The organism is Bradyrhizobium sp. 613_E4_N2_2 (assembly GCF_052075995.1).
GTDB lineage: Bacteria > Pseudomonadota > Alphaproteobacteria > Rhizobiales > Xanthobacteraceae > Bradyrhizobium > Bradyrhizobium barranii.
The window spans coordinates 8,939,469-8,954,086 of sequence record NZ_CP197234.1 but is presented as its reverse complement, the minus strand read 5'-3'; the positions used below and the strand labels follow the sequence as shown (position 1 = coordinate 8,954,086).

At 64.3% G+C, this 14,618-nt stretch carries 14 protein-coding genes; 7 read left to right on the top strand and 7 right to left on the bottom strand.

Translation table 11 applies throughout. The features are described from left to right. Nucleotides 1-1,245 precede the first annotated feature (1,245 nt). Entirely contained in the window at nt 1,246-1,512 is a 267-nt protein-coding gene (gene rpsT, locus AB7290_RS42520; RefSeq protein WP_028151115.1) for a 30S ribosomal protein S20, read from the bottom strand. A gap of 398 nt (nt 1,513-1,910) precedes the next feature. Between rpsT and AB7290_RS42515 the strand changes: the two genes are divergently transcribed. The 3 genes from AB7290_RS42515 to AB7290_RS42505 all read left to right on the top strand — a co-directional run bounded on the left by AB7290_RS42515 (nt 1,911) and on the right by AB7290_RS42505 (nt 4,010). Further along, on the top strand, nt 1,911-2,228 hold the full coding sequence (locus AB7290_RS42515) for a hypothetical protein (RefSeq protein ID WP_007616084.1): 318 nt from the start codon (nt 1,911-1,913) through the stop codon (nt 2,226-2,228). Between the two features lie 168 nt (nt 2,229-2,396). After that, on the top strand, nt 2,397-3,053 hold the full coding sequence (gene msrA, locus AB7290_RS42510) for a peptide-methionine (S)-S-oxide reductase MsrA (RefSeq protein WP_063980097.1): 657 nt from the start codon (nt 2,397-2,399) through the stop codon (nt 3,051-3,053). Nucleotides 3,054-3,263: 210 nt separating this feature from the next. Further along, nucleotides 3,264-4,010: a polysaccharide biosynthesis/export family protein gene (locus AB7290_RS42505; protein ID WP_028151117.1), complete on the top strand. Its 747-nt coding sequence runs from the start codon at nt 3,264-3,266 to the stop codon at nt 4,008-4,010. Between the two features lies 1 nt (nt 4,011). Here AB7290_RS42505 and AB7290_RS42500 read toward each other — a convergent pair whose 3' ends face one another. The 4 genes from AB7290_RS42500 to AB7290_RS42485 form a co-directional block, all read right to left on the bottom strand. Continuing rightward, the gene (locus AB7290_RS42500) at nt 4,012-4,491 is read right to left on the bottom strand and encodes a hypothetical protein (protein WP_085405076.1); all 480 of its coding nucleotides are present in this window, start codon (nt 4,489-4,491) and stop codon (nt 4,012-4,014) included. Nucleotides 4,492-4,583: 92 nt separating this feature from the next. Then, nucleotides 4,584-5,258, bottom strand: a complete 675-nt coding sequence (locus AB7290_RS42495) for a dienelactone hydrolase family protein (RefSeq protein ID WP_135214084.1) — start codon at nt 5,256-5,258, stop codon at nt 4,584-4,586. Between the two features lie 181 nt (nt 5,259-5,439). Beyond that, nucleotides 5,440-5,775 (bottom strand): hypothetical protein, encoded by a 336-nt coding sequence (locus AB7290_RS42490; protein WP_085405078.1) that lies wholly within the window; start codon nt 5,773-5,775, stop codon nt 5,440-5,442. Between the two features lie 24 nt (nt 5,776-5,799). After that, entirely contained in the window at nt 5,800-6,564 is a 765-nt protein-coding gene (locus AB7290_RS42485; RefSeq protein ID WP_085405079.1) for an alpha/beta fold hydrolase, read from the bottom strand. 314 nt (nt 6,565-6,878) lie between these two features. Here AB7290_RS42485 and AB7290_RS42480 point away from each other — a divergent pair, with 314 nt between their 5' ends. From AB7290_RS42480 to AB7290_RS42470, 3 genes are all read left to right on the top strand, one after another. Then, nucleotides 6,879-7,370 carry a (2Fe-2S)-binding protein gene (locus tag AB7290_RS42480; protein ID WP_014491023.1) on the top strand — a complete coding sequence of 164 codons (492 nt, stop codon included), beginning with the start codon at nt 6,879-6,881 and terminating at the stop codon, nt 7,368-7,370. After that, the gene (locus AB7290_RS42475) at nt 7,367-9,649 is read left to right on the top strand and encodes a xanthine dehydrogenase family protein molybdopterin-binding subunit (protein WP_085405080.1); all 2,283 of its coding nucleotides are present in this window, start codon (nt 7,367-7,369) and stop codon (nt 9,647-9,649) included. The genes AB7290_RS42480 and AB7290_RS42475 overlap by 4 nt, the downstream gene beginning before the upstream one ends. A 411-nt stretch (nt 9,650-10,060) precedes the next feature. After that, complete coding sequence (locus AB7290_RS42470; protein WP_063980092.1) at nt 10,061-11,155, top strand: HD-GYP domain-containing protein; 1,095 nt, start codon at nt 10,061-10,063, stop codon at nt 11,153-11,155. A 124-nt stretch (nt 11,156-11,279) separates the two neighbouring features. Here the strand turns inward: AB7290_RS42470 and AB7290_RS42465 are convergent, their stop codons facing one another. Beyond that, nucleotides 11,280-12,860: an AMP-binding protein gene (locus tag AB7290_RS42465; RefSeq protein WP_085405082.1), complete on the bottom strand. Its 1,581-nt coding sequence runs from the start codon at nt 12,858-12,860 to the stop codon at nt 11,280-11,282. A 224-nt stretch (nt 12,861-13,084) separates the two neighbouring features. Next, nucleotides 13,085-13,504 carry a VOC family protein gene (locus tag AB7290_RS42460; RefSeq protein WP_085405083.1) on the bottom strand — a complete coding sequence of 140 codons (420 nt, stop codon included), beginning with the start codon at nt 13,502-13,504 and terminating at the stop codon, nt 13,085-13,087. A gap of 126 nt (nt 13,505-13,630) precedes the next feature. Between AB7290_RS42460 and AB7290_RS42455 the strand changes: the two genes are divergently transcribed. Then, a complete protein-coding gene (locus tag AB7290_RS42455) occupies nt 13,631-14,605 on the top strand; it encodes a Bug family tripartite tricarboxylate transporter substrate binding protein (protein ID WP_071908968.1) in 975 nt (324 codons plus the stop codon). Nucleotides 14,606-14,618: the final 13 nt, after the last annotated feature.

Sequence of the window (14,618 nt, the reverse complement as noted above, 5' to 3'; positions counted from 1 at the left end):
CGTCAAAAAACTTCTATTGAGAGATAAAGTTGCGTTGTGAGTGCCATGAAGGGGTCCCGCCAGGATCCTTCAAAGGGCACGACCTCGAGCGATTCCATCGTCGGACACAGCTCCGCCGTTCGGCGCGAACGCCGCGGGTCGGACTAGCGATGTCAGAGATGGAGGGGTCGCGAGGTCAGCGCGTACTCGGCGCTCCGTCACACGCGGGAGGCTGGAGGTTGGGCTGATCTAAACCGGCATCGTTGGAGTAGGTGGCTTGTTTCAATACCGCGTTGAGTCCGTAAGACATGATACCCTCCCCGTCCTGCCGTGATTGCTCACGGCAAGGTCCTGCGTGTCCTGAAGACAACTGCGACTGAAGTCGCCGATGTCCCGCCCGTCTGCACTGTTCGTCCGCTCGGCTACGCCATCACGTGTGTCGCGGTAGTTTCATGACATCTCTCGTTTGCGTCTGGCGCGAGCGGGATCGAAGATCCCACATGGAGACATTCAGACAAAGAGCTACCGTTCCCATATTGCTATGGGTTTTGAACCGACAATCGCTTGTTGAAGCGTCGCCTACGTGCACACCGCCGCCGATTTGCACGCTCGCCCCGTTTCTAAAACCGCGCTGGTCTTGAGATCGTGGGCGCTGCGGACGACTTAAGGAATACACTATGCGGAAAGACTCGCAACGGAATTGATTCACACTTGAGGCGACTAAAAACTTGACCAGCGTTAACGGCGCGCGGGAGTTGTGCACAGGCTTGCGAGCAAGAGTTTGAATCCGTGCACAGATTCGAAGGCGCCGCGCGTCATGTGACAAATCTCCGCCACCGCCAAAAATTTTTTACAAAAGCGTCACGCGCACGCCTTGCGGGCAATTTTTCCAAATGCTTGTCGACGCTATGTCGATAAGTGATTATTGAGACACCGCTTTTTGAGTCTCGTTTCGCAGGGTAACTCCATCGCGAACCGGTTCCGGGAAAACTACGGTGTGCAGAACTCTCGCGCGCGCGGATTCAACTTAAGCCCGCCCCGCAGGGGTTTTTCGCAGCGCAGTGAGAGTTTCCACTGTTGCAAAAACATCCGCCAGTGAAATTACGGGCGCAGCGCAGCGAAGACGACACGAGTCTTCCAACGGAAGCGTGGTCGCCCAACGACCGCAAGCGTGAATTGTGACAGGCAACAAAAAGCCCGGCGCGAGCCGGGCTGATTGACGAGCGCGATGTCGATCCGATCAGTCGATCGGATGACTCGACGAGCTTACTTCGCGAGCTTGGCGATCTGCGCGGTGAGCCGGGAGACTTTGCGGCTCGCGTTGTTCTTGTGAACGATGTTGCGCTGCGCGGCCTGCATCAGCGCGGGCTCGGCGCTCGCCATCGCCTTCAGCGCGGCGGCGCGGTCGCCAGTCGCGATGGCTTCTTCGACGGTACGCACGGCACCACGCATCTGGGTGCGGCGCGACTTGTTGACGGCGGTGCGGCGGGCGATCTTGCGCGTCGCTTTCTTGGCGGAAGTGGTATTGGCCATGGTCTCAATATCCTTTGCGGTACCGGTCGCGTCTTGGTCGGGTAGCGCCGGCTGCTTGACCGCTTAATCGACGCTCGGATTTAGGGTGTTCGGTTGCTGGGCTGTTCCCGGAACATGAGCGACGGCCTTGCGGTCGTCTCTGAGGCTCCAAGCCTTTAAAGCTCATGGAGCCTGCAACTGCTCAAAGAACAGCGGCGGCAGGATTGCGCCCACCGCCAGTTGGCGCCCTTATAGAGGGGGTCTGCGGCACCGTCAACGCTTTCCGGGGCTGGAAAACAGGCCCTGAGAGCTCCAGCGCGCGCCGTAACGCCCTGAAGAGGTTGAATTTCTGCCGTCGCCCGGCTATTGGCTGGCGGCATTGCAGAGGTCGTCCGATCGGACGACCATATAGGTGAGGCATGATCCGCGGCTTTTTCCGACTGATTGGGCTGTTGCTGCTGGCCGGCGGGTTCATCTTCATGGTCTATGACGGCGCCCGCTGGGTGGCCGACCAGACCCTGCGGTTCACCCGGTTCGGCCAGTTCTGGAACGACATCAACCAGGCCAGCCAGACGGCGTTCCGCACCTGGGTCGAGGCCAAGGCGCCCTGGCTCTGGACCTCGGTGATCCGCCTCGTGCTGGATCAGCCGGTTTTCGCCGTGCTCGGCATTTTGGGCATCCTGCTGATGATCCTGTTCCGCCCGCGGAAACCCTTGATCGGATATTCCCGGGATTGATCTTTCAATTCCCGCCGAGACTGAACCTCGCGTTGACGGCAGCCGTAACAGGGCTGCCCCCTCCTGCGTAGATACCTATATTCCCACCTTGATCGCGAGCGCGCCGCCTGAGCCCTTGGCTTGTTGCATTGGCTCAAGCGACGGACAGCTCGTCTCGGAGAGCCAATCATGCTGTTCATGCGCAAGACCACCGCATTGCCGAGCGCCACGGAAGCGCTGCCGGGCCGTGCGCAAGCCATTCCCACCGCGACCACCCATTTCGTCAACGGCGCGAAGTTGCAGCCGCCTTATCCCGCGGGCCTCGAGCAGGCCGTGTTTGGGCTCGGCTGCTTCTGGGGCGCCGAGCGCAAATTCTGGCAGCTCGGCGACGGTGTCTACGCGACCGCTGTCGGCTATGCAGGCGGCCACACGCCGAACCCGACCTATGAGGAGACCTGTTCGGGACGCACCGGCCACACCGAAGTGGTGCTGGTCGTGTTCGATCCGAAGAAGATCTCTTACGAGAAACTCCTGAAGACGTTCTGGGAGAGCCACAACCCGACGCAGGGCATGCGTCAGGGCAACGACGTCGGCACGCAGTACCGAAGCGCGATCTACACTTACTCTGATGCGCAGAAGAAAGCGGCCGATGAATCGAAGGCGCTCTATCAGAAGGCGCTTGCTGCAAAAGGTCTCGGCGCCATCACGACCGAGATCGCGCCCGCCGGCGCGTTCTATTTCGCCGAGGACTACCATCAGCAATATCTGGCGAAGAACCCCGCCGGCTATTGCGGCCTCGGTGGCACCGGCGTGTCCTGCCCGATCGGCGTGGGTGTGAGCGCGTAAGCTCGCCACGAACAACTCGTCATGGCCGGGCTTGTCCCGGCCATCCACGATCTTCGTGCGGCACCAAGAACGTGGATGCCCGGGACAAGCCCGGGCATGACGGAGTGTGCGGTGTCATCGCATCCGCATTGCCGCGCTGCCCCCCTCAACGCTTTGTTAACCATAACCAGTGCAAGACTGGGGCCGTCTCGTTTCGAGGGATTAGGTCCGGTGCCGGTTGCACGCGCGTTTCGATGGTCGATCTTGACAGCCTCCTTGGCAGCGTCCGCCGCGCTTGCCCTCGGCGGCTGCATGCAGACCGCCGGTCCCGTCGCGGTCATGCAGCCCCGTGCCGATCTCGACTCCATGGCCTATGGTCAGCCCTATGGCGCACCACAGCCGGTCGTCGTCGCCGACGGTGGCGGCGCCATCGGCGCGTTGCGCAATTCCTTTGCCTCGTCGCCTGCACCCATGCCGGTCGGCTACGCCGCGCCGATGGCGGCGCCGGTGCGCTACGACTCCTCCTATCATCTCGACGCCGGCGACAGGCTGCGCGTCGTGGTCTACGGCCAGGAAGGCCTCACCAACAGCTACGCCATCGATGCCGGCGGTTCGATCACCATGCCGCTGATCGGTGGAGTGCCGGCCCGCGGCCGCACCCCGGCGGGTCTCGCCGGTGAAATCGCCGCACGCCTGCGCAACGGTTACATCCGCGAGCCCTCGGTCGCGGTCGAGATCGAAGCCTACCGCCCGTTCTTCATCCTCGGCGAAGTCACCGCACCCGGCCAATATCCTTATGTCCCGAACATGACGGTCGAAAGCGCGGTCGCGATCGCCGGCGGCTTCTCGCCCCGCGCCAAGCGCGACGTGGTCACCGTCACGCACACCGAAGCCGGCGGCGCGATGCGCGCCATCGTCCCGCTCGGCACTCCCTTGAGCCCCGGCGACACCGTGTTCGTCGGCGAGCGCTGGTTCTAGCTCACCGCCTGAAATCCAGCCGTCCGTTCGGAAAGCATCCGTCGATGCGCGTGCCATCGACCACGAGCCCGATCCATGGCCGCGTGATCGCAGGCGTGGTCAGGTTGATGTACTTTCCGACCAGGCGCGCGCCCTCGCGCGCAGCATCGATCAGGCCGTGCCGGCGGCCATGGTCCCAGTCGAAACGCAGATAGATCCGGCTCCCCGCGATGCGGATTTCCGCGCGCCCCTCTTTCCATCTGTCTGGCGTATCGCCCGCGATGGTCGGATCGGCGCCACCGTTCCAGCGGCTCGCCCAGATGCCTTCGAGCGGGTCCGAGGGCGCTGCGATGGCCGCCCAATGTACCGCGTTGATGTCGGCCGCATCGCCGGCCAGCGTGGCGGTCGCCGCGTAGTCCATGACTTCAGAATCGTCCGGGCCCGGGACGTCCATGGTTCCGAACGGATTGCGGATGACGAGGTGCGTGATGGCTTGCTGCATGGCGATCTCCCGGCGCGAGTTGGCTTGATCGGCCAGCTCTATCGCCGGGTGCCGTGATGCAGCCACCCGATTCCTGCTTTGAGTGGCGCGCGCTACTTCGTCAGATGCTTCGCGAAAAATTCCATCGAGCGCGGCCAGGCGACATCCGAGCTCGCCTTGTCGTAGCTCGGCCGCTCGTCGCAGTGGAAGCCGTGCTGGGCGCCGGGATAGATGAAGACCTCCACATCCGGCCGCTTCGCCTTGACGGTCTCGACGTCGGTCAGGGGAATGCCGGCATCCTTCTCGCCGAAATGCAGTTGCGTCGGCACCTTCGGTTTCTCGTCGGCGAAGCGCACCACGGCGCCGCCGTAATAGCCGATCGCGGCCTTCAGGCCCGACAGCCGCGTCGCCGCGACAAAGGCGACGCTGCCGCCCAGGCAAAAGCCGATGATGCCGACCGGCCCGACGCTCTTCACCGCGTCGATCGCGGCCTGGGTGTCGCGCAGCATCGCGTCCCAGTCGGGACTGGCGACGAACTTGCGCGCCTCGGCGATCTCGTCGGGCGTGTAGCCCGACTGGAAGTTCGGCGAGGTCCGGTCGAAGATCGATGGTGCGATCGCGACATAGCCTTCCCTGGCGATGCGGTCGCAGACCGAGCGGATGTGGTGATTGACCCCAAAGATCTCCTGGATCACCACCACCGCGCCCTTCGGGGCGCCTGAGGGATCAGCGCGATAGGCGCCGAGCTGGAAATTGTCGGAAGCCGTCAGCTTGATGTCTTGTCCCACGCGGGTTGTCCTTCTTGGTTGTCGATCCGAAATTTCAGCTCTCTGCCCTCATCCTGAGGAGCGCTCCGACGGAGCGCGTCTCGAAGGATAGAGGCCCGGGACGCATCAGCGTGGCCTTCATCCTTCGAGACGCTTGCTCCGCAAGCTCCTCAGGATGAGGGGAGGCGGCTGCGCGTCGCACTCACTCCCACATCCAGTTCTCGCCGTAGTCTTCCTTCCATCCCGCCAGCCGTCCGTGACGGAACTGCAGGAACAGGCGGTGACGGTAGGGGATCAGTCCGCTGCCGCCGAGGTTGCGAAGCGCGAGATAGATCTCGTTGCCGGGCCGCCCGCGCACATATTGCAGAGGCTGACCCAGTGCCCGCGCGGTCTGCTCGGCATCCATGCCGAAGGCGAGCGGCGTGTTGTTCGACAAGGTCGCAACGAAGGGCCGGCGCGGCTGCGTGCCGCCGAACGGTTCGGCCTGCGCAGACATCGACAGCAGCACCGCGCTCGCAGCCAGTATCGCTTGCTTCATTGCCAGTGTCCCTGTCCGACCGTCCTATCCCGGCAAGTTCTTTAGGAAAGGCGTCACCGCGTCAATAAAAGCCTTGGGCTGATCGATGTTGACGGCGTGACCGGCGGCGGGGATCACGACCTTTTGTGCGCCGGGGATCTTTGCGGCCATGTAGTCGGACGCGGCGAGGAACGGCGCGTCGTCGGCGCCGACCACGATCAGGCAGGGCACCTTGATGTCGGGGAGCAGCTCGATCACGCGGGCGTCGCGCTGGGTCAGCATGCCGCGTGCGGCGAGCGCCAATCCCCTGGCGTTGCGATGGCTCGCGGTGGCGCGCTCGCGTGTCGCCGACTTCAGCATGTCGAGACCTTCATGGTCGAGCTTGTCGGCGGTCGCAAGCGCCCGCGCATTCCAGGCCTCGCGCGCGTCGTCCTTCTTGAAGCCGGGGCCGGTGTCGATGATCAGCAGGGCAAGGGCGCGTTGCGGATAAGCGCGATAGAACGCGAGCGACATGTAGCCGCCGAGCGAGAGCCCGCCGATGATGGCGTGCTCGGCGCCGACCGCATCGAGGATCGCGGCCATGTCGCCGATGGTGAGCGCTTCGCTATAGGCATGGGGATCGTCGGGATAGTCGGACTGGCCGTGGCCGCGCATGTCCCACAGGACGAGCTTGTGGTCCTTCGCGAGCGCGTCGACCTGGCCATGCCACATCGCCGAGGTCGAGGAATAGCCGTGGGTGAGCAGCAGCGGCGGACCCTCGCCGTGAACTTCGTAGTAGATCCCGACACCGTCCCGATCGACCTTTGGCATGTCTCCCGCCTCTTTATGCTGGTTGTTGTTTTCGCGTCGATCCTAGCCCGACGGGTTACCTGGAAGAAACTGCCTGAACGCGATGGCACGCATGCCTGATGCATTCTCTGTTGCGTCCAGTCGCTGCATCGGGTGCCGTTGTCGCAACGCACAACACTGAGCTGCCGCGATAGTTTCGATCGATTCCAAATTGCATTTGCCTCTGGCTGCGAACCCGATCATTCTTGCGATCAAGGTGGGCGCCAGCCCGGTGGGCGTCCACTGTTCAAGTTGCCGCCGTAAGCGGCTTCATGCACCGGCAGGGGAAGACGCCTATGCCAACTCTCACCATCAACGGGCGGAGTCTGTCCGTGGATGCGGCGAACGACACGCCGCTCCTCTGGGCGATTCGCGAGCAATTGCAGATGACCGGCACCAAGTTCGGCTGCGGTGCCGGGCTGTGCGGTGCCTGCACCGTGCACGTCAACGGCGAAGCCGTGCGCTCGTGCCAGACCATGGTCGGCGATGTCGCCGGCAAGAAGATCACCACCATCGAAGGCCTCTCCGCCAAGGGCGATCATCCGCTGCAGAAGGCGTGGATCGCCGAGCAGGTGCCGCAATGCGGCTACTGCCAGTCGGGTCAGATCATGCAGGCGGCCTCGCTGCTGGCCAAGAATGCCAATCCGACCAAGGAGGAGGTCGTGGCGCATATGGACGGCAATCTCTGCCGTTGCATGACCTATTCGCGGATCCAGAAGGCGATCATGCGCGCCGCCACCGAGATGCGCACCGCATCCGTCTCCGGCAACGAACGGAGGCCCACATGAATAAGCACGTGACAACCATCACACCCGAGACATCAGATCTCAGCCGCCGCTCCTTCCTGGTCGGCACGGCAGCGACCGGCCTCGTGCTCGGCTATGCCGGCGTGCCCGGCATCGGTGAGGCGCTCGCTGCGCCTTCAAACTTCGAGCCGAGCGTCTGGTATGCGATCGCGCCCGATGGCCTGGTCACCGTGACCTGCGGCAAGGCCGACATGGGCCAGCACATCGCCTCCACCATGGCGCAGATCGTCTGCGAGGAGCTCGGCGCGAAGTGGAGCGACATGCGCGTCGCGCTCGCCTCCAACGATCCGAAGTTCAACGACCCCGTGCTGGGTGCGCAGATCACCGGCGGCAGCTGGTCGACCATGATGAACTTCGACGCGATGAGCCGGGCCGGCGCAGCCGGACGGACGGCATTGACGGAAGGCGCGGCCGCCGCGATGGGCGTGCCGGCGTCAGAGCTCGTGGTGCGCGATTCCGTGATCTCGCATCCGAAGTCGAAGAAGCAGATGTCGTTCGCCGACGTCGTGAAGAGCGGCAAGGCGACCAAGACCTTCACGCCGGACGAGCTGAAGGCGATCAAGCTGAAGACGCCGGACCAGTACACCATGATCGGCGTGTCGGTGCCGCAGCTCGACATCCCCTCCAAGACCAACGGCACGGCCAAGTACGGCATCGACGTGATGCTGCCGGGCATGGCCTATGGCGCGGTGGTGACGCCGCCGGTGCGCTTCGGCGCCACGGTGAAGTCGGTCGACGACTCGGCTGCGAAGAAGGTGCCGGGCTTCATCAAGGCCATCACCCTCGACGACAAGACCGGCACGACATCGGGCTGGGTCGTCGCGGTCGCCAGCACCTACGCCAATGCCAAGAAGGCGGCGCAGGCGCTGAAGATCGCCTATGACGGCGGTCCGAACGCGAAGGTCTCGAGCGAGTCGCTGCTCGACGAAGCCAAGCGGCTTCAGAAGCTTGACGATTCCGGCCAGTTCTTCGTCAAGGATGGCGATCCCAACGCGGCGTTCGGCTCGGCCGCAAAAGTGCTGGAGGCGGAGTACACCACCAGCATCAACATCCACGCGCCGATGGAGCCGATGAACGCCACGGCGGAGTTCAAGGGCGACATCCTGCACATCTATTCCGGCAACCAGTTCGCGACGCGCTCCGGCGCGATTGCGGCAGGTGCCGCCGGGATCGATCCGAAGTTCGTGGTGATGCACCAGATGTGGCTCGGCGGCGGTTTTGGCCGCAGGCTCGATGCCGACATGATGGTGCCGGCGGTGCAGGCGGCGAAGGCCATCGGCAAGCCGGTGAAGGTGATCTACACGCGCGAGAACGACATGACGATGGATTTCTCGCGTCCGCTCACCTACCAGAAGGTCAAGGCCGGCGTGGACGGCGACGGCAAGCTCGTCGCGCTCAGCCACGACGTCGTCTCGGCCTGGCCGACCGCGCGCTGGGGCATCCCCGACTTCCTGACGCCCTCGGTCGACAAGAAGGGCCCGCTCGATTCCTTCACGGTGAACGGGGCCGACTTCTTCTACACCGTGCCCAACCATTATGTGCGCGCGATCAAGAACGAGCTCGCGCACAATGCGACGCCGTCCGGGCAGCTTCGCTCGGTGGCGCCCGGCTGGACGTTCTGGGCGGTCGAAAGCATGATCGACGAGATCGCGGCTGCGACCGGCAAGGACCCGGCGCAGTTCCGCATCGCGCTGCTCGACGGCAAGGGCAAGAACGACGGCGGCGCGCAGCGGCTGCGCAACACGTTGCTCGCCGCGATGGGGCTGTCCGGCTACGGCACCAAGCAATTGCCGAAAGGCGAGGGCATGGGCGTGGCCTGCGTCTCCTCGCAGGAACGCGCGACCGCGAGCTGGACGGCGTGCGTCGCCCATGTCGCGGTGGCGCCGTCGGGCGAGGTGACCGTGAAGAAGCTCACGGTCGCAACCGACGTCGGCACGCAGGTGCATCCCGACAACATCCGTGCCCAGGTCGAGGGTGCGGCGCTGTGGGGCCTGTCGCTGGCGATGTACGAGAAGGCGACGCTCAAGGACGGTGGCATCGAGCAGACAAACTTCGACAGCTACACGCCCTTGCGCATGAGCCAGATGCCCGAGGTCGCCGTCGCCGTGATCGCCAACGGCGAAAAAGCCACCGGCGTCGGCGAGCCCGCGGTGACGGTCATCGCCCCGGCAATCGGCAACGCCATCTTCAACGCCTCAGGCGCCCGCATCCGAGCCCTGCCGATCACGGCCGAAGCTGTGAAGGGGGCGATGAAGGCGTAAGGCGAGGCGTAATTGCCAAGTAAGCTGATCCGCCGCAGGGCAACTTCCGGCGGATTTGTTTTGGTAGGCGTCTCCACAATCTCGCTGTCATGCCCCGCGAAAGCGGGGCATCCAGTACGCCGCGGCCTCTCAGCTCCGGCCGCGCCGCCTCGGCGTACTGGGTCGCCCGGTCAAGCCGGGCGACGACAGCGGAGAGTGGGCGAGAGCGCCCCAAATTTCCCTTTCCATCAAGGCCCGTTCTACTGTGCATGGGGTTGTTTTCACCGTTTTCGACTAGAACCGCGCCGCGACCCCAATTCCCTAAAATTGCGCGCAATTCCGCAGGGTTCCATTGAGCACGCCTCTTAAGGGCCGGAGAACCTGATCCGGCTTAGGCTGACGCCAAATACACTCCCGTGCTCTGGGGAAGCCATGAACGCGCCAGCCAAATCCGCCGCCAAACGCCGGCTCTTGCTCGCTTCCGACCGGAGCGACGAGAGCACCGAGCTTGCCAGCATCCTGAAGGCCGTGGGCGACGTTTCGACGGTGACGACGCAGGACATTCCCGAGCAGCCGTCGCGCGATCTGTCCGGTCTCGTGGTCGACATCAATCTGCGCTCGCCCGAGAGCGTGCAGCGGGTGCGCAACAAGCTGCGCGGCGATGCCTATCGCACGATGCCGCGCCTGTTCGTGCTCGCCGATGCCCTGCATCACGGCACCATGCAGGCCTGGGCGCTGGGCGCCACCGACACGATCTCGCGGCCGCTGCAGCCCGATGCGATTCTTCAGCGCATCCGCGCCGCGTTCCCCGACACCGCCACCTATGACGCAACCGATCGCGGCAAGACGCTCAACCGTGGCGTCGAGGCGGCGCATGCGGTGCTGGCGAAGATGTTCGAGAAGCTGCCGCTCGGCGTGCCCCTGACCTTCGACGACGTCATCGCCGCCGAGAGCAAGATCCTGAAGGCGATCAAGCATTCATCGCTGCGCGAATGGCTCACCACCGTCGGCTGCCATCATGTCGGCAGCTACCGCCACTGCCTGTTCGTCACCGGCTTCGCCGTCGCCTTCGCGCAGCATCTCGGCATGCGCGAGGACGACCAGCGTCGCCTGACCCGCGCCGCGCTGTTGCACGACGTCGGCAAGGCCTTCGTTCCCTCCGTGCTGCTCGACAAGCCCGGCAAGCTCACCGACGAGGAGATGGCCGAGGTGCGCCAGCATCCGCGTCGCGGCTATGACGCGCTCGCGGAGCAGGGCGGCTTCCCGCCGGAGATGCTCGACGTCGTGCTGCATCACCACGAATTCCTCGACGGCTCTGGCTATCCGAACGGCCTGTCGTCGAACCAGATCAGCGACATCGTGCGGGTCACGACGATCGTCGACATCTACGCGGCACTGGTGGAGAAGCGCGCCTACCGCATGCCCTTCACCCACTCGCGCGCCTTCACGATGATGGAAGGCATGGGCGGCAAGCTGGATCAGCAACTGCTGCAGGCGTTCCGGCCGGTGGCGCTGGGATCGTTTTGAGCAAGATGCCGTAGGGTGGGCAAAGGCGCAAAGCGCTGTGCCCACCATGCTTCCTCAATTGCGACCCAAATGGTGGGCACGCTTCGCTTTGCCCACCCTACGGCAGCGTGCCGCGTGGCGACGCTCACCCCACCATCTTCCTTAGCTCCGCCTTCGCCACCTTCTCCAGCGTCGAGCGCGGCATATCGTCGACAAGCCTGATCTCGCGCGGCACCTTGAAATCCGCGAGTCCCGCGCCGCAGGCCGCCATCACGCGATCATGCAGATCGGGCGCCGCGCCCGCGACGCCGCCGTGCGGGATGATGAAGACAACAGGCACCTCGTCCAGCATCGGGTGCTTCTTCGCCACCACCGCGGCCTCGCGCACGCCTGCTACCACCGCGATCACCTGCTCGATCTCGGAGGCCGCGACGTTCTCGCCGCCGACCTTCAGCATGTCCTTGGCGCGGTCGCCGAACCTGATGAAGCCGTTCTCCAGCCGCTCGACGCGGTCGCCGGTGAGAAAGAAGCCGTGCTCGTCGAAGCTTTCGCGCGTCGCCTTTTCATTGTGCAGATATTCGGCGAACAGCGACAGCCCGGCGATGCCCTTGATCGCGAGATTGCCGGTGTCGCCGACTTCAGTCGGCCGTCCGTCATCGTCGGTGATGCGGATCTGATATTCGGGAGCCGCGCGCCCGATCGACATCGGGATGTTGGGCTGGTCGACCTCGCCGATGATGCCGTGGGTGATGGTCTCGGTCATGCCCCACCAGCCGATCATCTTGACGCCGAACGCAGCAAACGCCGGCGGCTCGTTGATGGCGGTGCCCCACAGGCGAAATTTGTGGTCTTTCGGGATCTCCTGCTCGAGCAGCGCCTTCATGCAGAACGGAATCGTCGAGGTCCAGGTCGAGCCATGCTCGCGCGCGACGCCCCAGAACCGGCTCGCGGAGAACCGCGGCTGGATCACGCAGGTGGCGCCGACCCACAGCGTTGCCAGCATCGAATAGGCCAGCGCATTGGTGTGGAACAGCGGCAGATAGGTCTGGTGCACGTCGTTCGCATGAAGGTCCTCATGCGCGGCGTTGATCTTGGCGCCCCACAGCGCGTTGGCGTGGGTCCACAGCACCGCCTTCGGGCGCGAGGTCGTGCCTGACGTGTACTGCACGCTGCACGGCGCGAACGGGTCGGTCGCGCGCCTGGGACGGTCGGCGCTGTCGGCGAATAGCGATTCAAAACTGTCGCCGCGCGAGACCGCTTGCGCGGGCGCCGCGCCTGCATCGTGCGAGGTCACCGCCAGCCAGCGGATGTTGCGGCAGCTTTGCGCGACGAGCTCGGCATAGGCCGGCTGCGTGATCGCGGCGACCGCGCCGCAATGATCGGCGAAATATTCCATCTCCGCCGGCGCCGAGCGGGTGTTGGTGGTCACCGCGATGGCGCCGAGTTCGACGCAGGCGAACCAGGCCAGCAGCGCCTCGATGCAATTGTCGAGATGAATGAGCACATATTCGCCCGGCTTGACGCCGCGCTTGGCCAGCCCCGCCGCGAGCGCGCCGACGCGCTCGTGAAACTCGCCGTAGCTCCAGCGCCGCGCCGGCGCATCGAACGGCGCCCAGATCAGGAATGCATGATCGCGGCGCACCGCGGCGCGCATCTTCAGCAGCCAGGGTACGTCGAGCCCGTCGAACGGTCCTACGAGTCCGGATTCGGTGTATTGAGGTGGCATGGCTCCTCCCGTGCAGCCTGCATCTTGATGGCGGCTGCCTTTTGATTATTGCGTCTTCCTGCCATTGGATGACGCAGGGAGCAAATCGGGGGAGGCGTAGCGCCCGCTCTCTCCATTGTCATTGCGAGCGCAGCGAAGCAATCCAGACTGTCTCCGCCGGGGGCAGTCTGGATTGCTACGTCGCAATGGCTCCTCGCAATGACGATGGGGTGGGCAGCGCGGCCCTATCGACCACCGTCCTCGTACGACGAAATCTCGATCAGGCTGCCATCCGGATCCCTGCAATAGACCGAGCGCAGCGCGCCGCGGGCACCCTGCTTGGGAACCGGGCCTTCCTCGATCGCGACGCCATGTGCCGTCAAATGCGCCACCACCTCGTCGGGCGATGCAGACGTGAGGAAACACAGATCCTCGCTGCCGGCGGTCTGATGGTCCGCAGTGAACCACTCGACCTTGTCGGCATCGCGCGGCCGGACGTTGATCTTCTGGTTACCGAATTGCAACGAAGTCCGCGGCGCTTTGCCGCCGTCGGGGTCGAACACCTTGACTTCCATGCCGAGAATCCTGCGGTACCACTCGGCGGTCACCGCGACGTCCGCGACGTTGATGACGAGATGATCGAGGGCTTCGACCTTGACCGGCATGCCTTATCCTTTCGTCGTGATGCGCCGGGCGCACTTTCCGCCTGCGGCAAGCTTTGTTACAACCGCGTCGACGCCATTTTGAAGCCATCTGGCTTTCAAGAACAACACGTTGGGAGAACCCTTGAGATGATCACTCGCCGTACCGCGCTGGGCCTGCTCGCAGCCAGTCCGCTTGCAGCCACCCCGCTGTCGAAGGCCCTTGCCGCCGACTATCCGGCCCGGCCCGTGAAATGGGTGGTCGGCTATCCGCCGGGCGGAGCCACCGACATCCTGGCGCGGCTGATCGGTCAGCGGCTGTCGGAACGGCTCGGCCAGCAATTCGTGATCGAGAACAAGCCCGGCGCCGGCAACAATATCGGCACCGAATCGGTCGTCAATGCCGAGCCCGACGGCTACACGCTGCAGCTGGTCAATCCGGCCAACTTCATCAACGCTTCGCTCTACACCAACCTCAAATTCAACTTCGTGCGCGACATCGCGCCGGTGGCCTCGTTCCAGCGGGTGCCGAACGTGATGACCGTCAACAAGGACGTTCCGGCCAAGAACGTCGCCGAGTTCATCGAATATGTGAAGGCCAATCCCGGCAAGGTGAACATGGCTTCGTCCGGCAACGGCACCTCGGTGCATCTGTCCGGCGAGATGTTCATGGCGCTGACCGGCTGCAAGATGCAGCACGTGCCCTATCGCGGCGCGGCGCCGGCGATCACCGACATGCTCGGCGGCCAGGTGCAGGTGATCTTCGACAACATGCCCTCGATCATCCAGCACATCCGCTCCGGCTCGCTTCGCGCGATCGGCGTCACCACCACTGAGCGCTCGCCGCAGCTGCCCGACGTCCAGGCGATCGCCGAGACCGTGAAGGACTACGAGGCCAGCGCGCTGTTCGGCATGGGCGCGCCGAAGAACACGCCCAAGGAGATCATCGCCAAGCTCAACAATGAGATCAATACGCTCATGAAGGAGCCCGACATGACCAAGCGACTGGTCGAACTCGGCGGCGAGCCGCGGGTGCAGACGCCGGAGGCGTTCGGCGAGGAGATCAAGGCCGAGACCGAGAAGTGGAAGAAGGTCGTCGAGTTCGCCGGCCTGAAGGTCGAGTAGCGATCTTGTGATC